We start from the raw sequence: 22,780 nt of genomic DNA on the forward strand, positions 1-22,780 counted from the left end.
TCCTTTTCGTAGCGCACATCCCCCTGAACCTGGTGGACGTCACGGAGGGCAACCCGGAGTCCGGCGACCTGTCGACGTTCTGGCAGACCGGCAAAGCGGTGCCCTTCCTCGGGACCCAGGACGTCGAAGCCACCCTCGCCGAGGTGGAGCGGCACGGCGGCAAGGTCGCCGCACCGCCGCGGCAGACCGGCCCCGTCAAGGTCGCGGTCTTCCAGGACCCGAGGGGCAACCACTGGTTCCTGTGTGAAACCGGCAATGAGAACACTGAGAACACTGAGAACACTGAGAACACTGAAAACACTGAGAACAGTGAGAACAGCCACGAGAACGGAGTATCGGCATGAAGATCGCAGTCCTGGGCACCGGCGGCGGGGGCCGCGCGCATGCCGCCGAACTCACCGCACTCGGCCACACGGTCGTCGTGGGCACCCGCGACCCCGAGGCCACCCTCGCCCGCACCGAACCCGACTTCATGGGCACCCCGCCGTTCGGGCAATGGCTCGCCGATCACCCGGGCATCGAGCTCATGACCTTCGGGGAGGCGGCAGCGGAAGCGGACTTCGTCATCAACGGCATCGACGGCGCCAACGCGGTGGCGGCACTCACCGCGATCAGCGAGCACCTGGCCGGCAAGACCCTGATGGATTACGCCGTCCCCTACGTCTACAACCCGGAGCACGAACACCCCTGGCCCACCCCCTGGGGCATGATGCCCGCGCTGGACCCGGTGGACTCCGACAGCCTGGGTGAGCGCCTCCAGCGCGCCCTGCCGGAGACGAAGGTCGTCAAGGCCTGCGTCACCCAGGAGCAGGAGACAGCCGTCAACCCCAAGGCCATCGGCGGCGGCGAGCACACGATGTTCATCGCCGGCGAAGACGCGGACGCCAAGGCAGAGGTCACCGAGCTCCTGCGCGCCTACGGCTGGCAGGATGTCCTGGACCTCGGGCCGATCGTCTCCTGCCGGGGCATGGAGATGTACGCCCACATGCACAGCGCCATCCAATTCGCGCTCGGCGGCGCGCGCTTCGGGATCAAAGTCGTCCGCTGACACAACCACCCGCCCACCGGCCGGGCAACTGCCAGCGGCAGCCCGGCCCCGGGGCCGCGGAGTCGTGAGGCCCGGCCCAGCCTTGAAGCTCTCGTTGACGGAGGGCGTCGAGGCGATGGCTGGGGGGGCGTAGATGAGCAGTGGCACAGGGAAGGCCAATAGGGCCTGGACCGCCAAGAGTTGTTCGCAAAGAGACCTTTGCGAACAACTCTTGGCGGTCTAGGGTGCTCGGCATGACTGATCCGAACGTGAGGCCGGACGGCCCGCAAACCGAAGCTGACTCTGTTGTTCTGGATGCCAAGGGGCTGCGTGCCCTGGCGCATCCCGTGCGCGTGCAGTTGGTGGGGCTGCTGCGGAAGTACGGCCCGTCGACGGCCACCCGCCTCGCGGAGCGGCTGGGCGTGAATTCCGGTACGGCCAGCTACCACCTCCGGCAGTTGGGCGCGGCCGGCTTCGTCGAGGAGGACACCGAACGCGGCAACGCGCGAGAACGCTGGTGGCGGACGGTGCACCGGACGACCTGGTTCAACGATCCGGAGCTGGCCGAGCGGGAGCCCGAGGCCGCACTGGCTTACCAGCAGTCCATCGCCGCCCTCTACACCCTGCGCACGCAGCAGACCCTGAGCGGGCTTCAGACGATGCCCCGCGCATGGCGGAACACCTTCGACATGAGCGACTGGGCCCTGCGGCTCACGCCCGAGGAAACCGCCGCCCTGTACCGGGAGTTGGCGGAAGTCATCGCGCGCTACCGACGAGACGCGCCGGAGACGGCGGCAAGCGCCCCCGAGGGAGCCGAGCGGGTCGCCGTGATCACGCAGATCCTGCCCGAACTGGATGCGCCCGCCGGGCCGTCGCTCCCTTCCGGCTCTCAGAAAGAGGAAGGAGGCCCGACGCCGTGACCGCCGACGCCTCAGAGTCCGACGGCATACCCGGCAAGAGGTCCTTACGGCCGCTCGGCGGGGTGCTGGCGGCCATGGCCGTGTCGCTGACCGGCACGCGGATCTCCGTGGTGGCACTGCCCTGGTTCGTCCTCGTCACCACCGGCAGCGCCACGCAGACCGGACTGGTCGCCTTCTGCGAGATGGCTCCCTACGTGGTCGTCAAGGCGTTCACCGGACCGCTGGTGGACCGGGTCGGCCCGCGAGCCGTTTCCTGGACCACCGATCTGGTCAGCGCCACCGCCGCCGCCGCGGTTCCACTGCTCCACGCCCTGGACCTGCTCCACCTTCCCTTGCTTCTACTCCTCGTCGCGCTGATCGGCGCAGCCCGAGGCCCCGGCGACCTGGCCAAGGAGGTGATGGTCCCGGAGGCGGCCGAGCGCGGCCGGGTGCCGCTGGAGCGGGCCACCGGCCTGTCCGGCGTGATCGAGCGACTCGCGTCCACCGTCGGCCTGGCGGTCGGCGGATCCCTGGTGGCGCTGCTCGGCCCCCTGACAGGGCTCGCCGTCAACGCGGGATGCTTCGCCCTCGGGTCGGTGATCATCAAACTCGCGCTGCCTCGAGGCATGGGCCACGCGGTCGGGGAAACCCCCTCGCCTGCCGGAGCGCAGAAACCGGGTTACTGGCGGCGGTTCGGCGAGGGCTTCACCTTCCTGCGTGGCGACCCACTGCTGATCACCGTCATCGTCATGGTCGGCATCACCAACCTGCTGGACGCGGCGTTCAGCTCGGTGCTCATACCCATCTGGGCCAGAGAGTCCGGTAACGGGCCGGCCGTGATCGGCTTGATGGGCAGCGTCATGGGGGCAGCGGCGGTCGGCGGAAGCCTGATCGCCGCGGTGGCCGCGCACCGGCTGCGGCGACGGGTGGTGGTCCTCACCGGGTTCCTGCTGGCAGGGGCACCGAGGTTCCTGATCCTCGCCCTCGACGCCCCGCTCGGGGCGGTACTGGCCGTCTTCGCGATCAGCGGGTTCGGTGCCGGCTTCGTCAACCCGGTGCTGGGAGCCGTCCTCGTCGAGCGGGTGCCGCGCCGGATGCTGGGCCGGGTCAACGCGCTCGGTGACTCGCTGGCCTGGGCCGGTATCCCTCTCGGCGGGCTGCTCGCCGGGGCGGCGGTGACTGTCGCCGGACTCGTGCCGGTGCTGCTCGCCTGCGGCGTCGCGTACTTCCTCACCACGAATCTGGCCGGACTGCGGCCGGAATGGCGCGAGATGGACCGTACGCGGGGACGGGGCGCCCTGAAGTCGCAGTCCGAGGAACACGCCTCACGAGACAGCGCGAGCGTAGTGACATGACCCTCCCGGGGGAGGGCGCACGACGGGTCAAGTGCGAAGCAGCGAGGCGTGGATGCGGGCGATGGCCCGCAGTACCTCGTCGCGGTTCTTGGCTTGCTGCATCCATGCGGGCAGGCGGGCGAGCACGGTCATCCTTCGGCCGTTGTCGTGCCAGGGAATCCCTTCACGCAGCGATGCCTGGACGAATCGTCTGATGACGTCCAGGTGTTGCAGGTTGTAGGCCCACACCCACCCGTGCCGGGTCTCGGTCTGTAGCCACAGAGGGAGATTGAAATACGGGTCTGTGGCCGGCGCGTACCAGTCCCGGTGCAAGGACACACATCCACCGCCCCATTCCTTCGACGTCCCGCAGTTCGGGCAGACGAGACGCCTTGGCGCGAAGAGGCCCTGGCCCTCGGGCACTCTGTCCGGGTCCCGTGCTGTTTCGACGTGCGCGGCCTTCTCGCAACCGGGGCAGCACACGAGGACAGGATCGAGGAAGTCGTACTTCGTGCTGCGCGGGTCCCGGAACCGGGAGGCCGGGGAGTTCGGACTCATCAGTCCAGTATGCGAGGAGTGAACCGGGAAGCCGGGTGCAGCGTCGTCTAGCCGCGGATAGTCAGGCTGTTGACGCGAAGGCGAAGGCCGTGAGGGCGTCGGCGAGGTCGGTCGGAGCCTCCAGCGGGATCAGGTGACCGGTGTGCGGGATCACCATGAAGTCGGCTCGGGAGAGATAGGGCACCAGGTTGCGACGGAGCACATCGACAGGCTCGACCTGATCGTTCTCTCCGGCGACCACGAGGGCGGGAACGTCGACCATGCGCGTGTGTTCGGTGATGTCCTGAGCGATGCCGCGCAGCGGCCACTCGGTGCGGGCGGCTTCGGCGACGGTCCGCGAGTCGGTCACGATCTGTGCCTTGACCGACGCGGGCAACTCGGTCGCGGTGAGGATGTGGTCCCGTGCCCCGGCGACGGACTCGGTGGAGTCGTAGGCGTGGGAAAGAGCTTCCCGGTACTCGGCGGTGATCTGTGCGGCGGGCTTCGCCGGACCGGAGCCGACCAGGACGATGCCGCGCAGGCCGGCGGGCCTGGTGGCCGCGACCAGCTGTGCGACCTTGCCGCCCATCGAGTGCCCCACCAGGACGTAGTCGGTGACCCCGCGTCGGTCAGCACGGCGAGCGTGTCGTCGGCGAGTTGACCGAGCGTGTAGGGGCCGGGCAGACCGCTCGACCGGCTCCATCCGCGGAAGTCGACTGTGAGCGTGTCACGGCCGGTGAGACGGTCGACGACGAGCTCCCAGGTGCGGGCGGAACCACCCCAGTAGTGCAGGAACACAAGGGTCGGCCCGGTCCCGGGCCGGTGATCGTAAGCGGGCAGGTGCGTCTGCTGCGTCATGTTCACAGTGAGCTCTTCCGGTCGGCGTGCTGGGCGATTGCCCCTTGTGTTCATCGAACTCTCCGTACCGGGGCAGGGCATCGGCGCGACTGGTCCCCTGATGGTGAAAAATGGACTCGTGAGCGTGAGCGTGATCCGGCAGATGACCTATCAGCCCTCGGGGCACGGCGCCGCCGCAGTCGAGACGATGACGTTCGACCGCCTCCGCGAGCTGAACGACGGCGGCACACAACGTGCCGACTTCCATGTCCTCGCCGTCGTCGACGCCGGGCGAGGCACGGTCACGGTGGACTTCCTCCAACACCCGCTCAAAGAGCGGTCCGCGGTATGGATTCCACCCGGCGCGGTGCACCGGTGGGACGACATCGCCGATGTGGCGGGACACCTCGTGCTCTTCGTGCCGACCGCACCGGTCACCCACGCCACCCGGGAACTCGTCGCGTCCCCGGACCTCGTCGCGCACTGGAGCGTCTCCGACGCCGACTGGCCCTTCGTCGAAACGGCGCGCGACCATCTCCTCCTGGAGGCGTCCGCCCCACCCGAGAACGCCCCGACGGAGCTGCCCCAGATCCTGCTCTCCGCGCTCATCGCCCGGCTGCGGCCACCGCACGCCCAAGCACGGTCCACCCACCCGGTGTTCCTGCTGTTCCGCTCCAGCGTCGAAGCGCACTTCCGGGAGCACCACGCCGTCGGCTACTACGCCCGTACCTTGGGATACGCGCCCCGCACCCTTTCACGAGCCGTGCAGCAGGTCACCGGCCGCACCGCGAAGGCGTACATCGTCGACCGGATCGTCCTGGAGGCCAAACGACTCCTCGCACACGACCACCTCACCGCGGCTCGCTGCGCCGCCACGCTCGGCTTCCCCGACGCGTCGAACTTCTCGGTGTTCTTCCGCAAGGCGACAGGCATGCGCCCGGGTGCGTGGCAGACGGCGAGACGGCCCGGGTCAGTCCCACCAGAGCACGACGAGGAGGTGCCGTTGCGACGCACCCCGGTAGAAGTCGCGCATCGCGTTGAAGTGCCGTAGCAGGTACTTCTTCGGGCCGCCGACGATCCTGTCTGCGCCGTTGCCCAGCAAGGAGGCGGCCTCTGCTTCGTCCGTCGGGAGGCCCTACTGGGTCTTCTCGGTGGGGTTCAACCAGCGACAGAGCCATGCCCCGACCGACGCCCGCCGGGGCATGGCCATGGCACACGGCCGGGTGAGGTCGACCGAAACCATCCCGACGCCGGCCCGCACCCGCCAAGCTGGTGCGGATGACAGCCACGGCAGACCTCTGGCACCACTACGGCCGCACCCGCGCCGAGCGCGACCGCGCTGTCCCCGATGCCTTCCACTGGGCCTGGAGTCAGGACGGCGGCCCCGGCTGCGAAGTGCTGGGGGATCTGACGGGACGAGTGGTCGGTGACCTCGGTGCCGGAGCCGCCCGGCATGCCGCACATCTAGCCGTCCACCACGAGCCCGCCGTAATCGTCGCCGTCGATGCCTCTCCCGCACAGTACGAGATGGCCACCGACTTGTTCGGCCACCTCGCCCCACGCCTGCGTATCGCATCGTCCGACGCCGTGCCCCACCTCCAGGCGGCGAAGGGGGCGAAGGCGACGAAGAGCGGCTACGACGTGCTGTACAGCGTGTTCGGAGCCGTCGATTTCACTGATCCGCGCGAGCTGCTGCCGGCAGCAGCCGCCGCGCTGAAGCCGGGCGGGCGACTGGTCTTCTCCACCTTGGCCCATTACGCGAACGGCGCTGCGCCGCAACCGGACTTGGTGGCAGCCGACGTCCCCGCGAAAACCCCCGAGGGCGAGACGGCCTCGCTGCGTCGCTGGGTCCTCCAAGAGCAGGTATGGGTGAAAGCCCTCGACGAGGCCGGATTCACCAACATCGCCGTTGACAGGCTTCCAGCGAGGTCCAACGGGCCGCGAGCGGCGGTCACGCTGCTCGTGACCGCTGACCGGCAGCGCTGACCTGTTCGGCTGTTGGAGCCGAACCTTGTACGGCCGCTCCGGGTCGGCCGTTCCGCTCGGGGGCCGTTCCGCTCAGCCAGCAGATCGGTTCTGTCTAGAGTTGACGGCCGATGACGGTGCCGAGGCGGCTGGAGGCCGCGAATGGTGCTGACTGGCATGTTGGCGGAGGCGGACTGGGAAACGCATCGCCCTGCGGTATTCGGGGCGGCCTACCGGATCCTCGGCTCTGTGGTCGAGGCCGAGGACGTGGCGCAGGAGGTCTGGTTGCGCGCCGCCGGCGCCGACCTGTCCGAGGTGCGGGATTTGCGGGCCTGGCTGGTGACTTTGGCCGCCCGGATGTCCTACAACGTATTGAAAATCCGCGCGGGTACGGCACGAAACCTATGTCGGGCCCTGGCTGCCCGAACCACTGCTGACCGGGCCCGACGCTTCGGCCGAGGTGCTCGGCAACACGTCCGCTGCCAGCCGTAAGCTCGCCTCTCGGGCGCGAGCGCGGGTCGCCGGGGCCGAGGATCCGCCCGGCGCCTCCCGGGCCGAGGCCAAACGTGTGCTTGAGGCGTTCAAGGCGGCCGCCGATGCGGGGGACGTCGCCGGGCTCGTCGAGCTCCTGCACCCCGGGGCCGTCTATGTCGGCGATGGCGGCGGCAAGACGACGGCCGCGCGCAGGCCGGTGCACGGCGCGGAGGCGATTGCCCTGCTGATGATCCGGCAGGTCCAGATCAGGTGCCCCGACGCGTTCCGGATCATCGAGGTGAACGGGCGGCCGACGCTGGCCACTTACCGCGGCGGCGAACTGGTCTGGCTCGACACCGTTGAGATCGCCGCTGGGCGGACCACGACGTACAGGCGGCTGGTCAATCCTGAGAAGCTCGCCGGTCTTGGTCACGTCTGAGCCTGCCGTCTTGTCTCCCTGTCGCCTCCTCCGATGCCCGGAGGGGGCGGAGTCGGAAAGAGAGGCAGACACGATGGCGCACGTTGTGATCGTCGGAGGCGGTTTCGCGGGTGTGTGGAGCGCGGCGGGAGCATCACTGGCGCGCGGGGATGCGGGTGTGGATACGGATACGGATGCGGATGCGGACCTGCGCATCACGCTCATAGCGCCGAACGAGCACCTGGTGCTGCGGCCGCGCCTGTACGAGCCGGAGCCGGATCTGGCCAAGGTGGAACTCAGGAGAATCCTGGAGCCGATCGGCGTCGGGCATCTGCGGGCTTCGGTGAGCACGATCGAGACCGGCCGCCGCGTGGTGGTGGCCGACGGCGAGGAGATCGGTTACGACCGGCTGGTGCTGGCGGCGGGCAGCAAGCTCGTTCGGCCCCGAAGCCTGCCCGAGGCCGAACGGCTCTTCAATATCGACACCCTGGACGGGGCCCGGCGGCTCACCGACCACCTGCGTGAACGGGACAACTATCGTGCCGTGGTGGTCGGCGCCGGGTTCGTTGGCCTGGAGGCCGCGACCGCACTGGCCGCCCGGGGTCGGGTGCTGCTGGTGGACCGGTCGGAAGTGGTCGCGGACCAGCTCGGTCCGGGGCCACGCCGGGAGATCGAGGCGGCGCTGGAGGAGTTGGGCGTGGAAACCCGCCTCGGGACAACGGTGACGGAGGTCGGTGACGGATACGCCGTCCTCTCCGGCGGCGCCAGGGTCGAGGCGGACGCTGTCGTCTGGTGCGCGGGGATCGAGGCCAGTGACCTCACCCGGCAGATCTCCGACGAGCTCGACTCCCTGGGCCGGGTGCCGGTGGACCGGCGGCTGCGCGCCCTGCCCGACGTGTTCGTCGCCGGAGACACGGCCGCGGCGGCATTCGACGCCGAGCACACGGTTATGCAGTCCTGCCAACACGCCACCCCCCTCGGCTATGGCCGGGTACAACGCGGCGGCCGATTTGCTCGACGTGCCGCTGCGCGACTTCACGCCCGGCCCCTACGTCACCTGCCTGGACCTGGGAGGCGCCGGTGCGGTCTTCACCCGGGGCTGGGACCGCAGGGTGATGGCCTCGGGCGCCGACGGCGCGGAGGTCAAGAAACGGATCAACCACCACATTCATCCACCGGTCGACGACGCCCCGAAGATCCTCGCCGCCGCCGACCGCGTCCACATCGAGCTCCCGTTCTTGCCTCGTAACGAGAGGATGGCGGCCCCTGTTGAGCAGGGCTGACAGAGAAACCCGCCCAGGGCAGCGGTAAGCGTGCCCGTGCGATCGGGGCTGCGGCGTGGCGGCGGCCCCGTTGCGCAGGTGGCGCTCCGCCCGCCACGTGCGGCAGGACCGCGCACGCCCTGCGCGTGGAGACTGCCACATCAGAAGCTCCGCCTGGCTCGAGGAGTATGTCGACTCCTCGATAGCCTGCGTCACCATGATGCGCGCTTGGATCCTGCCGACACTGCTTGCTCTCTGCGGCTCAGCCGTCGCAGCCGGACTGACCTTCGAGGGCAGCCCCGGCACAGCCGCGGTGCTCCTGTCGGCGTTCTTGACCCTCGCCTGCGTGCACTCGCCCCTGATCTTCCCGAGGTCGATCGGCGCGCAGGAGGCACAACGCCGCAGCGCGGTCGACGGCCGGCCGGTCGTCTTCTGGCGGCCGGGTTGCAAGTACTGCATACGACTGCGCATCCGACTGGGGCACAACGCCCGCCGGCTGCACTGGGTCAACATCTAACGAGACCCGGCAGCAGCCGCGGCAGTGAGGGCGTCCAACGACGGCAACGAAACCGTGCCGACCGTCGTCGTAGCGGGCCAGCCACACATCAATCCGGAACCTCTATGGGTCGGCGAACAGCTCTTCCCTTCCGCGTGATCAGAAGTCACGCTCTACCGAAGAGGCACCCGCACGAGCGTCGCGGCGATCCGCAGCTGCCGAAGCGGCGGGGCCGGGCGGGCCCACGTCGTCATGGCTGACTCACCGTGCTCGTGCTACAGCGCGATCAGTCCGGCCGTCGTCTCCTTGAAGCCGCAGGCGTCGAAGTAGAACGAACGAAGGTGTTCCTCGAAGTCGACGTGGAACCACTCGCACTTGGCGGCACGAGCTTCGCGAGCCGCAGTTGCGACCAGCGTGCTACCAACACTGCTCCGCTTGCGATGCTGGGCGACCACCGTGTCCAGGATGAAGGCGTGAACCCCACCGTCCCAGGCCACGTTGACGAAGCCGATCAGCGAGCCGTCTTCCCATGCGCAGACCCAGCCGAGACTGTGGCGTTCAAGTCGTTCTCGCCAGTCAGTCCGAGCAACCGGGTGACCGAAGCCGTCAGCGTGCAGCGCGTTGAGGGCGGCGTTGTCGAAGTCGGCCCGCCACTCGTACTCGATCGTCACTTCTCAACCGTAAGGTCCGGGCCAGGTTCAGCAATCAGATTACGGAGCGAGGAGAACTCGCTTGCGGAAAAGTTGCAGGGCTGCGTGAGGCCGGCGGTGACGGCATCGAGGTCGCGTTCGAGGCGCGGCACGACCCCCGGCGGTCCTTGAGCGCCTGAGAAAGGGGGCCGGCCGTGGTGCTCGCCGCCCCGCTCCACAGCCTGGTGGCCTCAGGTGATCTACATCCCTGCCGGGTTCTTGAACGTCCAGACATATCGAGGCTCGCCCTCCTTGGGCGCCCAGTGCACGGCGATCTCTTCGGCTTCCTTGGGGACCATGTATGTCTGGCATATGACATGGCTTCGTCCAGGCTCCCAGTTCACGATGTCCATGTCCTTCTCGCAACCAGGGGCGTCATCCTGGGCGTCTCCCAGGTTGGCACCGGGAGCGCCGTCCGCGTAGATCTCGACGACGTCGCCGACATCCGGATAGGAGTTCACAACGACGCCGCCCCGGCTCGTGTATTTCACGTGCGCAACGACAGTGACGAAGCCCTTGACCTGCTCCGGATGGAGCGCGAGGGCGGCGTCCGCCTTCGTTCCGACAGTCACCTTCTGCGCTATGGCGGTATACGTGATCTCTCCATCGGCCTCCTCGAAGGTCGCGGTGACGCTGTCGCCGGCACTCAGGTGGCGATAGCCAGCCTTGCTGGCGGGACCCTCGGGCTTGCTGTCGCTCTCCCCGTCGACTCCCGTGCAGGCGGTCAGGGCCATGGCCAAGATGGGCACGGGGGCGGCCGCGCGGAGCCAAAGCCGCTTCCGGTTCTGCATGGTTCGGCCTCCGCCGACGATGTGTTCCCCGGGCGAGTCGCACGCTGTCTGTACGGCCGCCAGGGGCAGCTGGGAGCATAAGGCCATACGCCGGGCAGGTGGGGAGTGGTGTCATGGGGTCGGACGAGATCAGGTCTCAGGGCTTCTGCCTCAAGGAACTGTTCCGTGACGTGACCTATGAGATCGACTACTACCAGCGCGACTACACCTGGGGCGAGGGTGAAGTCCGCATGCTGCTGCGGGATCTGTGCGGATCGTTCAGGAACTGGTCGGCCAACCCTTCCTACCTGCGTCGGCCGTACACCGCACCGCAGTACTTCCTGGGGCCGTTCGTCTACTACGAGCCCTCCAAGAACCGGCGTTACCTCGTCGACGGGCAGCAGCGGTTCGTCACGCTGCACCTGCTCTTCCTGCAACTGCGCCTGGCGGCGCAGGAGCGCGCGGACTCCCGGGCCGTCGACCGGCTCAACCGGGTCATCACGACCGACGGCGAGCACTTCTCGCTCGGGATCACCGATCACGAGCCAGTCCTGCGAGCGGTGAGCCAGGCCCGCCGTTACGAGACTGGCGTGGGGGATTCCCTCTCCCGCCGCAACCTGTGGGCGCGCAGTCAGCAGATCGAGGCCCAACTCGCGGAAGAGCTCGACGCGGAGAGTCTCCACCGGTTCACCGAGTGGCTGCTGGACCGGGTCGTCCTGGTCGGGATCCGCGCGGCCAGCCCCGACCATGGCTACCGGATGTTCGAGACGATGAACGACCGCGGCGCCCGCCTCACCGCCGTGGATCTCCTCAAGAGCCACCTGCTCTCCCACGTCGGTGAGAACGAAGACCAGCTGAACACCCAATGGCACGACATGCTGCGGGAACTGGTGACCGACCGGGAGGACTCCACAGCGGCCTCCCGCTTCATCAAGGCACTCCTGCTGGCCCGTTACGCACGCGAGGGTCTCGCCGAGGACCGCGCGCAGATCGACAACAATCTCAACGTCTGGGTCAGGCAGCATGCCGAGCATCTGAAACTGGTGCCCGAACGCCCCGCCAACTTCCTGCACTTCGTGCAGGACCTGCTGAAGACGGCCAGGCTGTACAGGCCCTTCCTCGCCGCCGGCCGCGGGCTCAAGACGGGTGGCGACCGTCTCGAGGCGGTCCTCTTCAATGAACACAACGGACTCGCCTGCCAGGCAGTCGCCATCCTCGCCGCCATCGACCCCGACGACCAGCCGTCCGACGCCAAGGACAAGGGTCGCCTCGTCGCCGACTACATGGACCGCTGGTATGCCCTGAGGGTCCTTCAGGACCTGCCCGTGCAGTCGGCCGACGCTGACGCCCTGGCCCACGAGACGCTCGTCCCCCTTCTGCGCGGGTGCCGCACCGTCGCCGATGTCGCAGCCGCGCTCGGCGACCTCATCACCCAGGAAGCAGGCGTGATACGCGACGCGGTCACGCTCGGGCTGCGCGGCAACAACGCCCATCAGATCCGTTACCTGCTGGCCCGGGCGACCGCCTACGTAGAGGACGCCTGCCAGCGACCCCACGACGTGCTCGCCTACCTGGACCGGGACCGGTTCCACATCGAGCACTTGTGGGCCAACCACCATCACCGCGTGAAGGAGGACATCCCCGATCCCGTCGTCTTCCGCAGCCGCCGCAACCAACTGGGCGGTCTGGGCCTGCTCATGGGGCGCGAGAACTCCAGCATCAACGACCTGCCCCTGAACGAGAAGGCCGGCTACTACGCCCGCAGCAACGTCCTGCTGGGCATCATCGCCCCCGGCTACGACCAGCGGAACCCGCTGCTGCGAGAGTTCATCAGAACCCACAAGCTCGGCAAGATCCTCAGGCCGTTCGGCCCCCGGGAGACGATGACCTCCGTCGTCCAAACCCGCCAGGAGCTGTATCTGTGCCTGTTCGAACACATCTGGAATCCTGAGCGCCTGGGCTTGCCGACCGCCCTGCCCGGTAAGCAGGGCGGCGCCGACGCGCCGTCGGCCCGGACGTCCGCGCCCGCGGCGCGGCGCAGGCCGGCTGCCAGGCGCCGTCGTACCGACGTCGCCCGCATGGTCGCGGCCAAGATCCTCTCGGGCGGTACACGGATCGTGCTCACCTACCGTTCCACGGATCACTGGGCCACCATCGATGAAGACGGTGGCATCGTCCTCACCGCGACCGGTGGCACGCCCTACGGCCGGGTCGACGAAGCCGGTGCTGTCGCCCGTGGTACGAAGACCTGCCAAGGCATGAGCGAATGGCACATCGAAGAGCAGACAGGGGCACGTATCAGTCTGCGAACCCTGCGTGATCGCGCTGTGGCCTCCGGCGCCCTGTAGCCATCGCCGTGATGTAGGGCGCCGCTTCGGCCACCGGGGCGGAATCAAGGGCGGCCCGTCGGCACCTCCTCCCCGGCGGGCGCGGGCCCCGGAGGCGTGCCGTCGCCGAAGGGGCGGCCGTCCAGCTGCTCCCGGTGGTGCGGTGTCAGCCAGCCGGAGAGGTCCGGGCCCAGCGGCACGATGCCGGTCGGGTTGATGCCTGTGTGCACTTCGTAGTAGTGCCGCTTGATGTGGTCGAAGTCGATGGTGTCGCCGAAGCCGGGGGTCTGGAACAGATCGCGCGCGTACGCCCACAGTACCGGGTCCTCGGCCAGCTTCCAGCGGTTGCACTTGAAGTGGCCGTGGTAGACCGCGTCGAACCGCACCAGCGTGCTGAACAGCCGGATGTCCGCCTCGGTGATCGTGTCGCCGACGAGATAGCGGCGGCTCGCCAGGCGCTCGGAGGTGAGCTCCAGACGGCGGAACACGTCGCGGCACGCGGTTTCGTACGTGGACTGGTCCGGGGCGAAACCGGAGCGGTACACGCCGTTGTTGACGTCGCGGTAGATGCCCTCCATGACGGTGTCGATCTCGTCGCGGAGCGGCTCGGGATACAGGTCCGGGGCTCCCTCGCGGTGCAGGGCCGTCCACTCCGTGGCGAAGTCCAGCGTGATCTGCTGGAAGTCGTTCGTGACGAGCTTGCCGCTCGGTACGTCCACGATCGCGGGGACGCTGACGCCGCCGGGATACCCGCTCTCCCGGGCCTCGTACGCCTCACTGAGGAAGCGGATGCCGAGGACCGGGTCGCGGTCGTCCGGATCCAGCGTGAACCGCCAGCTCCGGTCGTCCTGGATCGGGTCGGTGACGGCCAGGGAGAGCGCGCTCTCCAGGCCGAGCAGCCGGCGGGCGATGAGCGCCCGGCCGGCCCAGGGGCAGGCCCGGCTCACCACCAGGCGGTAACGGCCCGCCTCCACGGGCCAGCCGTCCCTGCCGTCCGCGGTGACGCGGTCGGCGAAGTGGCTCTTGGAACGCTTGAACTCCTTGTGCCCGTACGAGGCGTTGCCCTCCTCGGCGCTCACGACTGGCTCCCTTCTCGTGTGCGGGAACGGGGCATCGGGGTCCGCTCAGCAGCCGGACGGCGGGCCGGATCGGCGGCTCGCGGGGGCGGCGCGAGGTCGTAGATCCGGTCGAGCAGCATCGCTTCGTTGCCCGCGAGACCCGCGCGGCGCAGCGCCTCGTCGGCCTCCGCCATCGGTCCCGCGAGCAGCGTCGCCGCGGCCACGGGGGAGACCGACGCGGAGTCGGAGAGCGTGGCGCGCGCCGTGTGCAGCAGGCGCAAGCAGGCCTGGGCGGCGAGCAGTTCCTCGGACGTCGTGCCGGTCATGTCGAGCGACTCCTCTGCGCTGGATGCGTGGTCGGCATCGTGGGATGCCAACTCCACTCTCGCGCACGGGTCTGACAATGGCGCCCTACGCGGCCCGGGCGCGGCGCGTGAGCCGCAGGGTGAGGCCGTCGGGCATGAGGGTGAGACGCTCGGCGACGCGCAGTCGGTAGGCCGGGTCGGCGTGCAGGTCGTAGCGGCGCAGCAGCAGGCCGAGCACCAAGGTCGCTTCGTGCAGCGCGAACTGACGTCCGATACAGGCGCGCGCTCCGGTGCCGAACGGTTTGAAGACGTGGGCGGGCCGGCCGTGTACGGCCGAAGGGGCGAACCGGTCGGGGTCGAACTCCTCGGGACGCTCACCCCAGGCCGCCGGATCGCGGTGCAGCATCGTCGCGAGGACCAGCGCCCACGCGCCGCGGCGCATCGGATGGACGCCCCCGAGCACGGTGTCGTCGCGGGCCTCGCGGGCGAACCCCGGAGCGGTCGGCCACAGCCGCAGCGACTCGTCGAGCACCCGGCGCACGTACCGCAGCTTGGCCACCTGTTCGTACGCGGGCTCCTCCTCGGCGCCCCAGACCTCGTCGGCCTCGGCCCGCGCGCGGGCGAGCACTTCCGGGGAGCGTGACAAGTAGTGCAGCGCGAACGACAGCGCGCCGGACGTCGTCTCGTGCCCGGCGACCAGGAACGTGATGACCTGGCGGCGGATGTTCTCCGGAGTGAGCCGCTCCCCGGTCTCCGGGTGGGCGACCTCCAGCATGCGGTCGAGCAGATCGCCCTGACCGCCCTGCCCGCCCCGACCGCCCGGCCCGGTCCCGGCGCGGCGAGCCGCGATCACCGCGTCGACCGTGCGGTTGAGGTAGGCCATGTCCGCGTCGTTGCGCCGGTCGGCGCCGCGCAGCACCAGCGGGCTCAGCAGGGGTGGAACCACGTTGCGGCGCTGGGCGAAGGAGAGCGTGCCCACCATCGCCGACACGAACGGGTGCGGCGCCGACCGTTCGAAGGAGCCGAAGTCGTGCCCGAAACCGGTGCGGGCGATCGTCTCCAGCGTCAGCTTCGTCATGTCGCCCGGCACGTCCACCGCCCGCCCCGCCGTCTCCCGTTCGTCCCAGCGGGCCGTCAGCTGCCGCGCCACGTCCAGCATCAGCGGGTGGTAGCCCGCCATCGCCTCGCGGCTGAACCCCGGCGCGAGTATGTCGTGCGCGAGCTGCCAGTTGGGCTCGTGGTTGTACGCCGTGAAGAGCCCGTCGCCCGCCACCGGGCGGAGGTTGGCCACGCCGAGGCCCACGTGCTTGGCGAACCTCGACTCGTCCGCCATGTCCGCGGCGAGCTCGGCGCCCCACACGAAGACGAACTCCTTGCCGAAGGCCTTGCGCCGGAAGATGGGGCCCAGCCTGCGGGCGAGCTTCATCGAGTCCTGCAGCGGCGTGCGGACGTTCGCCCCCAGGATGTCGCCGAGCAGCGGCAGGCGGCGCGGCGGGTGCGGGATGCGGTGCAGCTCGGGCCAGCCGAGCTCGGCGCTGCGGAACCCCTTCGGGGGAGTGGCGGGTGTGGATCCCTCCGGGGGAGTGGCGGGTACGGGCCGTCCTTCAGGACTGTCCGCCGCCGCGGACCGCGTCGTCTGCGCCATGCGCCCATCTCCCTTGTCCGACGGGCCCGTTGGGCCTGTTGTACGTGGATTCAACAACGGATCCCAGTCTGGTGCCGCTATTGAATTCGCGTCAAGTAAGGTGCCCGCATGGCCGCGAATCCCCAGGAGCGCACACGCCGCAGGCTGAGCACCGAGGAGCGGCGTGAGCAGCTGCTCTCGGTCGGGGCGCGGCTCTTCGCGCAGAAGCCCTACGACGACGTGTGGATCGAGCGGGTCGCCGAGATCGCCGGCGTCTCGCGGGGGCTCCTGTACCACTACTTCCCGACCAAACGGGACTTCTTCGCCGCCGTCGTGCACCGGGAGAGCGAGCGCATGCTGCGCCTGACGGCGGCCGTTCCCGGGCTGCCGGTGCACGAGCAGATCAGCGCCGGCCTCGACGCGTTCCTCGGCTACGTGGAGAGTCACGCACAGGGCTTCCGCGCCTTCCACCGGGCCGAGGCCGCGGGCGACCCGCTGGTCCGCGAGGTCTACCGCAACGGCCTCGCGGCCCAGGAGCGGCAGATCCTCGCGGCCCTCGCCGCCGACCCGGGCGGCGCGGACATCACCCAGGACCTGCCCGCGCTGCGCCTCGCGGTCCGGGGCTGGCTCGCCTTCCTGGTGGCGGTGTGCCTGGAGTGGCTGGAGGAGCCCGGCCTGACGCGGGAACAGGTGCGGGATCTGTGCGCCAAAGCGCTGCTGGGCGCGATCACGCGCTGAGGCGGAGCACCTCGCGCAGGCGGGCGGCGGACGTGAAGAGGTGGCCGCGCACGCCGACGGCCTCGGCGGCGCGGATGTTCTCCTCGCGGTCGTCGACGAAGAGGACACGGCCCGGCTCGACGCCCAGGGCGCCCAGGGCGTCCAGGCACCACTGGTAGGCGCCGGATTCGGGCTTGGCGTGGCCGATGCGGCAGGAGAAGGCGCACACCTGGAAGTGCTTGAGCCACAAATGCCGCTCTTCGTAGTGGGCGGCCAACTCCTCCGGGATGTTGGAGAGCAGCGCGACCGGCCGGCCCGCGTCCGTGAGCTCCTCGATGAGCGCCACCATGGTGCCGTCGACGGCGCTCCAGCTGGCGAGGTCCGCCTCGACGAGCCGCGCGACCCGGGCGTCGTCGAAGTCGGTGCCGAGCGCGGCGGCCACCTGCCCCCAGTACTCGGCGCCGGTCACGTCCCCGCGGTCGTACAGCCGGCGCAGCCCCCAGTAGGCGTCCCAGAATGCCCCTTCGGGCCCGCCTGCTATGGCGGCCAGCCGGTTCTTGCCGTCCTCGGACTGGTGGTGCGCGATGACGCCGAACATGTCGAAGAGCACGACGGAGGATGCGGGTGCGGGGGCAGTGGCGGTAGCAGCGGTGGTAGTGGCGGCCTCGGGCCGGTCGGTGGGGCGGGGGCTGTGGTTCATGGGTTCATACCTTTCGTACGGTCATGCCCGCGGCGGCCAGCGCGTCGGTCTCCTCGTCGGGTGCCGCGTCGTCCGTGACGACGGCGTGCAGGTTGGTGGCGGGGGCGACGAAGGCCAGGGCGGTGCGGGAGAGTTTGGCGGCGTCCGCGACGGCGATGACGCGGCGGGACGAGCCGATGGCGGCGCGCTTGACCGCGGCGTCGTCCAGGTCGTAGGCGGTCAGGCCGTCCGCCGCGGTCAGCCCGCAGCAGCCGATCACGGCCGTGTCGAAGCGCAGCGCGGCCAGGGACGCCGTGGTCAGCGGGCCGGTGAGGGCCAGTTCACCGGGGCGGGGCCGGCCGCCGGGCACCAGCAGCGTCACGTCCGGCGCGCCCGTGAGCGCGTTCACGGCGTGCAGCGACAGCGGCATCACGGTCAGGCGGCGGTGTTCCAGGGCGCGGGCGACCTCCAGGCAGGTCGTGCCGCTGTCCAGGACGACGGACTCGCCGTCGGCGATCAGCCCGGCCACCGCGGCGGCGATGCGCCGTTTTACCGCCAGGCCCTCCTGCTCCCGCAGCGCGAAAGGCGGCTCCTCGCCGCGCAGCAGCAGACTCCTGGCGCCACCGCGGTAGCGCTCGAGCACGCCCTGCTCGGCCAGGGCCTCCAGGTCGCGGCGGATGGTCATCTCGGAGGCGCCGGTGAGACCGGCGAGTTCCGCGACGCCGATCCGCCCCGCCTCGCGCACGGCATCGGTGATCTGTCTCAGTCGCTCTGTACTGGCCACGCACACATCAAACAGGCTGTCTGTTCGATAATCAAGCTTCCGAACATCGCTCTTGTTCGTTATGTTCGAAGGCATGGACAGAACACTGCGAGCCGGCCGAGTGGCCACCTTCGCCTACTTCGTGCTGAACGGCTTCCTGATGGGCATGTGGATCGTCCACATCCCCGCCGTGGAGGACCGCGCGGGGATCAGCCACGCCGTGCTCGGCTGGCTCCTGCTGCTGCTCGGTGCGGGCGCGTTCGCCGGCATGCAGATCGTCGGCCCGCTCACCGACCGGCTCGGCGCCCGCACCGTCGTACCGGTCAGCGCGGCCCTGTGCGCGGCGGCACTGGTCCTGCCGGGGCTCGCCGCGAACGTGTGGACGCTGGGCGCGGCACTGCTGGCGCTGGGGTTCGGCAACGGCTGTCTGGACGTCAGCATGAACGCGCACGCCGTACAGGTCGAACGGAACTACCGACGGCCCGTCATGTCCGCCTTCCACGCCGCGTTCTCCATCGGCGGTGTCCTCGCCGCCCTGGTCGGCGCCCGCACGCTCAGCTGGGACTGGAGCCCGGCGGAGACGCTCGGCGCGGTGGCGCTGCTCGGCGTCGCGGCCGCCGTACTGTCCGCTCCCGCGCTGCTGCGACCCGAGCCCAGCCGCGTGCCGACGCCCGGACACGTATCGGCGCAAGAGGCGCAAGAGGCGCAAGAGGCGCCCGCCACGTCACGGCGCCGTACGCCCCGACGGATCTGGGCACTCGCCGCGCTCGCCTTGATGCTCATGCTCTGCGAGGGCGTGGCCAACGACTGGAGTGTGCTGCACCTGCGCGACGTCCTCGACGCACCCGCCGCGACCGCGGCGCTCGCCTACGGAGCGTTCGCCACGGCCATGACCGTCGGCCGTCTGCTCGCCGACCGGGTGGCCGCGCGGTTCGGCCCGGTGGCCATCCTCCGGTACGGCGCGACCGTGGCCGCGCTCGGCCTGACAGTGGCGGCCCTGGCTCCCTGGATCCCGCTGGCCCTGATCGGCTGGACCGTGTTCGGCGCCGGGCTCTCCGGCTGCATCCCGCAGCTCTTCAGCGCCGCGGGCCACGCGGACCACGACGCGGCGGGGGCCAACGTCTCGCGCGTGGCGGGCCTCGGCTACCTCGGCATGCTCGCGGGCCCCGCGGTCATCGGCCCGCTGACCCACCTCATGCCGCTCAACCTCACGTTCTTCCTGCCGGTGGCGTTCTGCGTGATCGCCGCCTGCACGGCGGGCGTCCTGCGGGACCGGGGGAGCGAGCGGGGCGCGGGGCGGGAGCGGGAGGGGGCGGCGAAGCCCGTCCCGAAGTGATCCCCGAACTGCGGGCCACGGTCTCGCTGTCAGAGGCCCGTGCGACGATCAAGCGCATGGAATTCGGATTTGAGGTGCCGCTGACGTGGTGACCCTCGCACGCTCTTCGCTTCTCATGGCCTTCGGAACCGTGGTCTCCCGCGCCACGGGTCTGATCCGGCAGGTCCTCCAGGGCGCAGCCCTCGGTACCGGTCTCCTGGCCACCACGTACAACACCGCCAATACGGTCCCCACCAGCCTCTACACACTGCTGATCGGCGGCGCGCTGAACGCCGTCCTGGTGCCCCAGCTGGTGCGCGCCCGGGCGACCGACGCCGACGGAGGCACCGCCTTCGAGCAGCGCCTCATCACCCTGGTCGTCTGTGTGCTCGGCGTCGGCACGGCCCTCGCGGTGTGGGCGGCCCCGCAGATCGTCGCCCTCTACATGCGGGACAACGCCGCCAACCACGAGGCGTTCCAGCTCACCGTGGTCTTCGCGCGGTTCCTGCTGCCGCAGATCTTCTTCTACGGGCTCTTCGGCATGCTCGGCCAAGTCCTGAACGCCCGCGAGAAGTTCGGGGCGATGATGTGGACCCCGGTCCTGAACAACATCGTGCTCGTCGCCATGTTCGGCGCCTACCTGGGCCTGATGACCGTGCCCGAGGACGTCGGCGACATCACCGCCGCCCAGGTCAGGCTCCTCGGTATCGGCACCACCTGCGGCATCGCCCTGCAGGCCCTGGCGCTCGTGCCGTTCGTGCGCGCCGCGGGCCTGCGCCTCCGGCCACGCTTCGACTGGCGCGGCACCGGCCTGGGCAAGAGCGCCAGGGCCGCCCGCTGGACACTGCTGCTCGTCCTCGCCAACCAGGTCGCGCTGACCGTCGTCACGAACTACGCCAACGCCGCCGACCAGCGCCTGCCGCACGCCGGCGTCGGCTACACGGCGTACTCGTACGCACAGACCATCTGGCTCCTGCCGCAGTCCATCGTCACCGTCTCCCTCGTGACCGCGCTGCTGCCCAGGATGAGCAAGGCTGCGGCGGAGGGCCGCACCGCCGACCTGCGCGGCGAACTGTCCCGCGCGCTGCGCGTCACCGGCACGGTGATCGTCCCGGCCGGCTTCTTCTTCCTCGCCTTCGGACCGCAGACCGCCGAACTGCTCTTCGCCCACGGCGCGTCCGACGCCGCGGCCACCGAACCGCTCGGCCACATGCTCCAGGCGTTCGGCCTCGGCCTCATCCCCTTCTCCGCGCAGTACCTCCTTCTCCGCGGCTTCTACGCCTACGAGGACACCCGCACCCCGTTCTGGATGGCGGTCTGGGTGGCGGGCGTCAACATAGCCCTGGCCACCGCCTGCCATCTGCTGCTGCCCGCGCGCTGGGCCGTCACCGGCATGGCCGCCGCCTACACGCTCTCGTACGCCGTGGGGCTGCTCCTCACCGCCCGGCTGATGCGCCGACGCCTCGGTGGTTACCTGGACGGACGCCGACTGGCGCGCACCTACGGCAAGTTGACCCTGGCCTCCGCCCTGGCCGGAGCCCTCGGCTGGGCGGCCGCCCGCGCGGGCGGCGAGACCTCACTCACCGGCACGGCGGCAACGGCCCTGGGCCTGGCCGCCGGCGGTGTGACGATGGTGGTGGGCTACGTCCTGCTCGCCCGGCTGCTGAGGATAGGAGAGCTGCGCTTGCTGCGCCGGTGACTCCGACCAGAGGCAACTGTCACGCTGAGCTCGTGAAGCCGGCGGTGGCAGGGCGGCGGTGGCAGGGCGAGGTCAGTCGTCACCGACTGCCCGCGCCACGCGCTCCAGTCGGCTCCGGTGGCTCTCCCACCATGCCTGATCACCTGGTGCCATGTTGTCCTTGCCCTGCAGATACCCGACGGAACCGTCGATGAGCTCTCGTACGATGTCGGCGTGGCCGGCGTGCCGCTGGGTCTCGGAGATGATGCGCACCAGGATGTGGTGCAGTGTCACCTCCCGGCGTTCCTCCGGCCACCACGGGACGTGACCGATCGCATCAAGCGTCAGCGTCGCGATCGTGCTGTCGGAGTGCTCCCACGCCTGGTGATACAGCCCCACGATCTCTTCGCGCGACTCGTCCGCGGTGGCCCACATGTCAGCTTCGGGTTCTGCGTCCTCCGTATACCACCAGGGCGGCGGCTCTTCGCCGAAGAACGGCCGCCCGAACGTGTCGCCGAAGTACCCCAGCTCCACACCGGCGACATGCTTGACCAGCCCCAACAGGTTCGCTCCCGTGTGGGTCAGGGGGCGTCGGATGTCGTATTCCGAGAGCCCGTCGAGCTTCCACAGCAGCGCGTCACGCGCCTCTTGCAGGTACCGGAGCAGGTCCGCTTTCGGATTCGGTTCGATCATGCCGGGCAGTGTTCCACGCGGCACTGACAGCGTCTGCCGGTGCGCGAATCGCGGCCGACGGCCGCAATCACCTGACCAACGGCTCGGCCAAGAGGACGACTCGGTCGGCCGCGATGTCGAAGCCGAGCACCGGATGGCCGTAAGCGCCCTCCGGATCCATCAGCACCGGCTTGCCCAAGCGCCGCCGTCGGCAGTCGGCCAGACCCGCAGGTTCGGGCACTCGGCGTCCGTTGGGCGGGACAGCACGGTCTCCGCCCGAGGCAACGGCAGCACTGTCCCCTTCGGAGTACTGGTACTGCCAACCTCTCTCCTCCACAAGATCGAGGACCGCCTGCCAGTCCTCCACCGGGGCGTCCGGGACACGTACGTCCGGCGCCCTCCGAGGGACCCTCTTCCTCAGTTCTCGTTCTCGCTCTCGCCCGCCGTCTCGTCCATCCACATGATCTCCCAGGTGTGGCCGTCCAGGTCGTCGAAGGAACGGCCGTACATGAAGCCGTGGTCCTGAGGCTCACCGGTGACCGTGCCGCCCGCCGCGACCGCTCTCTCCACCAGCTCGTCGACCTTCTCGCGGCTCTCCGCGCTCAGCGCGAGCAGCACCTCGCTGGATCTGGTTGAGTCCGCGATCGGCTTCTTCGTGAACTCGGCGTACTTCTGGCGGGTGTGCAGCATCACCACGATCGTCTCGCCGAGCGGGATCGAGGCCGTCGTCTCGTCGCTGAACTCGTCGTTGATCGCATAGCCGAGCTCGGTGAAGAACTTCTTCGACGCGTCGAGGTCGTTGGTGGCCAGGTTCACGAAGATCATCTGCTGGTACATGGCTGTCCTCTTCCATTCCAAAATGTCGCGCTGTGCGTGCCCGTCCATGCTGGCGGGCCCTCCCGCGGGGGACTAGATCGTCAAATGACCAATTACA

22 protein-coding genes and 4 pseudogenes are annotated in these 22,780 nt (G+C 69.7%); 14 read left to right on the forward strand and 12 right to left on the reverse strand.

Features of this window, described 5'->3' with window-relative positions:
- Positions 1 to 32: 32 nt before the first annotated feature.
- The 4 genes from ACI2L3_RS11870 to ACI2L3_RS11885 all read left to right on the forward strand — a co-directional run bounded on the left by ACI2L3_RS11870 (position 33) and on the right by ACI2L3_RS11885 (position 3,281).
- Complete coding sequence (locus ACI2L3_RS11870) at positions 33 to 344, forward strand: VOC family protein (protein WP_404752196.1); 312 nt, start codon at positions 33 to 35, stop codon at positions 342 to 344.
- Complete coding sequence (locus tag ACI2L3_RS11875; RefSeq protein WP_404752197.1) at positions 341 to 1,048, forward strand: NADPH-dependent F420 reductase; 708 nt, start codon at positions 341 to 343, stop codon at positions 1,046 to 1,048. Before ACI2L3_RS11870 ends, ACI2L3_RS11875 begins: the two co-directional genes overlap by 4 nt.
- Before the next feature lie 233 nt (positions 1,049 to 1,281).
- Positions 1,282 to 1,947 carry an ArsR/SmtB family transcription factor gene (locus ACI2L3_RS11880; RefSeq protein ID WP_404752198.1) on the forward strand — a complete coding sequence of 222 codons (666 nt, stop codon included), beginning with the start codon at positions 1,282 to 1,284 and terminating at the stop codon, positions 1,945 to 1,947.
- Entirely contained in the window at positions 1,944 to 3,281 is a 1,338-nt protein-coding gene (locus tag ACI2L3_RS11885; protein ID WP_404752199.1) for an MFS transporter, read from the forward strand. Before ACI2L3_RS11880 ends, ACI2L3_RS11885 begins: the two co-directional genes overlap by 4 nt.
- A gap of 27 nt (positions 3,282 to 3,308) precedes the next feature.
- On the opposite strand, the gene ACI2L3_RS11890 is transcribed toward ACI2L3_RS11885, so the two are convergent.
- Complete coding sequence (locus ACI2L3_RS11890; RefSeq protein ID WP_404752200.1) at positions 3,309 to 3,818, reverse strand: hypothetical protein; 510 nt, start codon at positions 3,816 to 3,818, stop codon at positions 3,309 to 3,311.
- A 61-nt stretch (positions 3,819 to 3,879) separates the two neighbouring features.
- Positions 3,880 to 4,661, reverse strand: a pseudogene (locus tag ACI2L3_RS11895) (alpha/beta fold hydrolase).
- Positions 4,662 to 4,779: 118 nt separating this feature from the next.
- Here ACI2L3_RS11895 and ACI2L3_RS11900 point away from each other — a divergent pair.
- From ACI2L3_RS11900 to ACI2L3_RS11925, 6 genes and pseudogenes are all read left to right on the forward strand, one after another.
- Positions 4,780 to 5,685 (forward strand): helix-turn-helix domain-containing protein, encoded by a 906-nt coding sequence (locus ACI2L3_RS11900; RefSeq protein WP_404752506.1) that lies wholly within the window; start codon positions 4,780 to 4,782, stop codon positions 5,683 to 5,685.
- Between the two features lie 227 nt (positions 5,686 to 5,912).
- A complete protein-coding gene (locus ACI2L3_RS11905; RefSeq protein ID WP_404752201.1) occupies positions 5,913 to 6,620 on the forward strand; it encodes a methyltransferase domain-containing protein in 708 nt (235 codons plus the stop codon).
- 141 nt (positions 6,621 to 6,761) lie between these two features.
- Positions 6,762 to 7,091: a sigma factor gene (locus ACI2L3_RS11910; protein ID WP_404752202.1), complete on the forward strand. Its 330-nt coding sequence runs from the start codon at positions 6,762 to 6,764 to the stop codon at positions 7,089 to 7,091.
- A complete protein-coding gene (locus ACI2L3_RS11915; protein WP_404752203.1) occupies positions 7,060 to 7,512 on the forward strand; it encodes a hypothetical protein in 453 nt (150 codons plus the stop codon). Before ACI2L3_RS11910 ends, ACI2L3_RS11915 begins: the two co-directional genes overlap by 32 nt.
- 73 nt (positions 7,513 to 7,585) lie before the next feature.
- Entirely contained in the window at positions 7,586 to 8,740 is a 1,155-nt protein-coding gene (locus ACI2L3_RS11920) for an NAD(P)/FAD-dependent oxidoreductase (protein ID WP_404752204.1), read from the forward strand.
- Positions 8,741 to 8,970: 230 nt separating this feature from the next.
- Positions 8,971 to 9,408: pseudogene (locus ACI2L3_RS11925) on the forward strand (glutaredoxin domain-containing protein).
- 116 nt (positions 9,409 to 9,524) lie between these two features.
- Here ACI2L3_RS11925 and ACI2L3_RS11930 read toward each other — a convergent pair.
- Positions 9,525 to 9,920, reverse strand: a complete 396-nt coding sequence (locus ACI2L3_RS11930) for a GNAT family N-acetyltransferase (protein WP_404752205.1) — start codon at positions 9,918 to 9,920, stop codon at positions 9,525 to 9,527.
- A 218-nt stretch (positions 9,921 to 10,138) separates the two neighbouring features.
- Positions 10,139 to 10,729: a hypothetical protein gene (locus ACI2L3_RS11935; RefSeq protein WP_404752206.1), complete on the reverse strand. Its 591-nt coding sequence runs from the start codon at positions 10,727 to 10,729 to the stop codon at positions 10,139 to 10,141.
- Positions 10,730 to 10,842: 113 nt separating this feature from the next.
- On the opposite strand from ACI2L3_RS11935, the gene ACI2L3_RS11940 reads away from it, so the two are divergent.
- Positions 10,843 to 13,056, forward strand: coding sequence for a DUF262 domain-containing protein (locus ACI2L3_RS11940; protein ID WP_404752207.1), 2,214 nt, complete (start codon positions 10,843 to 10,845; stop codon positions 13,054 to 13,056).
- Positions 13,057 to 13,100: 44 nt separating this feature from the next.
- On the opposite strand, the gene ACI2L3_RS11945 is transcribed toward ACI2L3_RS11940, so the two are convergent.
- The 3 genes from ACI2L3_RS11945 to ACI2L3_RS11955 form a co-directional block, all read right to left on the reverse strand.
- Positions 13,101 to 14,114 (reverse strand): glutathione S-transferase family protein, encoded by a 1,014-nt coding sequence (locus ACI2L3_RS11945; protein WP_404752208.1) that lies wholly within the window; start codon positions 14,112 to 14,114, stop codon positions 13,101 to 13,103.
- Entirely contained in the window at positions 14,111 to 14,419 is a 309-nt protein-coding gene (locus ACI2L3_RS11950) for a hypothetical protein (protein WP_404752209.1), read from the reverse strand. Before ACI2L3_RS11950 ends, ACI2L3_RS11945 begins: the two co-directional genes overlap by 4 nt.
- An 85-nt stretch (positions 14,420 to 14,504) precedes the next feature.
- Positions 14,505 to 16,043, reverse strand: coding sequence for a cytochrome P450 (locus ACI2L3_RS11955; RefSeq protein WP_404752210.1), 1,539 nt, complete (start codon positions 16,041 to 16,043; stop codon positions 14,505 to 14,507).
- 108 nt (positions 16,044 to 16,151) lie between these two features.
- On the opposite strand from ACI2L3_RS11955, the gene ACI2L3_RS11960 reads away from it, so the two are divergent.
- Positions 16,152 to 16,760, forward strand: a complete 609-nt coding sequence (locus ACI2L3_RS11960) for a TetR/AcrR family transcriptional regulator (protein WP_404752211.1) — start codon at positions 16,152 to 16,154, stop codon at positions 16,758 to 16,760.
- Here ACI2L3_RS11960 and ACI2L3_RS11965 read toward each other — a convergent pair.
- Together ACI2L3_RS11965 and ACI2L3_RS11970 are read right to left on the reverse strand one after the other, a co-directional pair.
- Positions 16,750 to 17,439, reverse strand: coding sequence for an HAD family hydrolase (locus tag ACI2L3_RS11965; RefSeq protein ID WP_404752212.1), 690 nt, complete (start codon positions 17,437 to 17,439; stop codon positions 16,750 to 16,752). The genes ACI2L3_RS11960 and ACI2L3_RS11965 overlap by 11 nt on opposite strands.
- A 4-nt stretch (positions 17,440 to 17,443) precedes the next feature.
- The gene (locus tag ACI2L3_RS11970; protein WP_404752213.1) at positions 17,444 to 18,202 is read right to left on the reverse strand and encodes a DeoR/GlpR family DNA-binding transcription regulator; all 759 of its coding nucleotides are present in this window, start codon (positions 18,200 to 18,202) and stop codon (positions 17,444 to 17,446) included.
- Between the two features lie 73 nt (positions 18,203 to 18,275).
- Between ACI2L3_RS11970 and ACI2L3_RS11975 the strand changes: the two genes are divergently transcribed.
- Together ACI2L3_RS11975 and murJ are read left to right on the forward strand one after the other, a co-directional pair.
- The gene (locus ACI2L3_RS11975; RefSeq protein ID WP_404752214.1) at positions 18,276 to 19,517 is read left to right on the forward strand and encodes an MFS transporter; all 1,242 of its coding nucleotides are present in this window, start codon (positions 18,276 to 18,278) and stop codon (positions 19,515 to 19,517) included.
- 94 nt (positions 19,518 to 19,611) lie between these two features.
- Positions 19,612 to 21,195: pseudogene (murJ, locus tag ACI2L3_RS11980) on the forward strand (murein biosynthesis integral membrane protein MurJ); the annotation flags it as partial.
- A 72-nt stretch (positions 21,196 to 21,267) separates the two neighbouring features.
- Here murJ and ACI2L3_RS11985 read toward each other — a convergent pair.
- The 3 genes and pseudogenes from ACI2L3_RS11985 to ACI2L3_RS11995 all read right to left on the reverse strand — a co-directional run bounded on the left by ACI2L3_RS11985 (position 21,268) and on the right by ACI2L3_RS11995 (position 22,683).
- Positions 21,268 to 21,867 carry a DinB family protein gene (locus ACI2L3_RS11985; protein ID WP_404752215.1) on the reverse strand — a complete coding sequence of 200 codons (600 nt, stop codon included), beginning with the start codon at positions 21,865 to 21,867 and terminating at the stop codon, positions 21,268 to 21,270.
- A gap of 67 nt (positions 21,868 to 21,934) precedes the next feature.
- Positions 21,935 to 22,240 (reverse strand): annotated as a pseudogene (locus tag ACI2L3_RS11990) (hypothetical protein); the annotation flags it as partial.
- A 23-nt stretch (positions 22,241 to 22,263) separates the two neighbouring features.
- Positions 22,264 to 22,683: a VOC family protein gene (locus ACI2L3_RS11995; RefSeq protein ID WP_404752507.1), complete on the reverse strand. Its 420-nt coding sequence runs from the start codon at positions 22,681 to 22,683 to the stop codon at positions 22,264 to 22,266.
- Between the last annotated feature and the right edge of the window lie 97 nt (positions 22,684 to 22,780).

The organism is Streptomyces sp. NPDC029674 (genome assembly GCF_044903205.1).
In the GTDB taxonomy this organism is placed as follows: domain Bacteria; phylum Actinomycetota; class Actinomycetes; order Streptomycetales; family Streptomycetaceae; genus Streptomyces.

What these genes read in the sequence shown, in the direction of transcription:
- ACI2L3_RS11950 (WP_404752209.1), bottom strand. Translation starts at nt 14,419, where the DNA reads ATGACCGGCACGACGTCCGAGGAACTGCTCGCCGCCCAGGCCTGCTTG.
- ACI2L3_RS11935 (WP_404752206.1), bottom strand. Translation starts at nt 10,729, where the DNA reads ATGCAGAACCGGAAGCGGCTTTGGCTCCGCGCGGCCGCCCCCGTGCCC.
- ACI2L3_RS11965 (WP_404752212.1), bottom strand. Translation starts at nt 17,439, where the DNA reads ATGAACCACAGCCCCCGCCCCACCGACCGGCCCGAGGCCGCCACTACC.
- ACI2L3_RS11880 (WP_404752198.1), top strand. Translation starts at nt 1,282, where the DNA reads ATGACTGATCCGAACGTGAGGCCGGACGGCCCGCAAACCGAAGCTGAC.
- ACI2L3_RS11985 (WP_404752215.1), bottom strand. Translation starts at nt 21,867, where the DNA reads ATGATCGAACCGAATCCGAAAGCGGACCTGCTCCGGTACCTGCAAGAG.
- ACI2L3_RS11875 (WP_404752197.1), top strand. Translation starts at nt 341, where the DNA reads ATGAAGATCGCAGTCCTGGGCACCGGCGGCGGGGGCCGCGCGCATGCC.
- ACI2L3_RS11920 (WP_404752204.1), top strand. Translation starts at nt 7,586, where the DNA reads ATGGCGCACGTTGTGATCGTCGGAGGCGGTTTCGCGGGTGTGTGGAGC.
- ACI2L3_RS11940 (WP_404752207.1), top strand. Translation starts at nt 10,843, where the DNA reads ATGGGGTCGGACGAGATCAGGTCTCAGGGCTTCTGCCTCAAGGAACTG.
- ACI2L3_RS11995 (WP_404752507.1), bottom strand. Translation starts at nt 22,683, where the DNA reads ATGTACCAGCAGATGATCTTCGTGAACCTGGCCACCAACGACCTCGAC.
- ACI2L3_RS11890 (WP_404752200.1), bottom strand. Translation starts at nt 3,818, where the DNA reads ATGAGTCCGAACTCCCCGGCCTCCCGGTTCCGGGACCCGCGCAGCACG.
- ACI2L3_RS11955 (WP_404752210.1), bottom strand. Translation starts at nt 16,043, where the DNA reads ATGGCGCAGACGACGCGGTCCGCGGCGGCGGACAGTCCTGAAGGACGG.
- ACI2L3_RS11960 (WP_404752211.1), top strand. Translation starts at nt 16,152, where the DNA reads ATGGCCGCGAATCCCCAGGAGCGCACACGCCGCAGGCTGAGCACCGAG.
- ACI2L3_RS11975 (WP_404752214.1), top strand. Translation starts at nt 18,276, where the DNA reads ATGGACAGAACACTGCGAGCCGGCCGAGTGGCCACCTTCGCCTACTTC.
- ACI2L3_RS11905 (WP_404752201.1), top strand. Translation starts at nt 5,913, where the DNA reads ATGACAGCCACGGCAGACCTCTGGCACCACTACGGCCGCACCCGCGCC.
- ACI2L3_RS11910 (WP_404752202.1), top strand. Translation starts at nt 6,762, where the DNA reads ATGGTGCTGACTGGCATGTTGGCGGAGGCGGACTGGGAAACGCATCGC.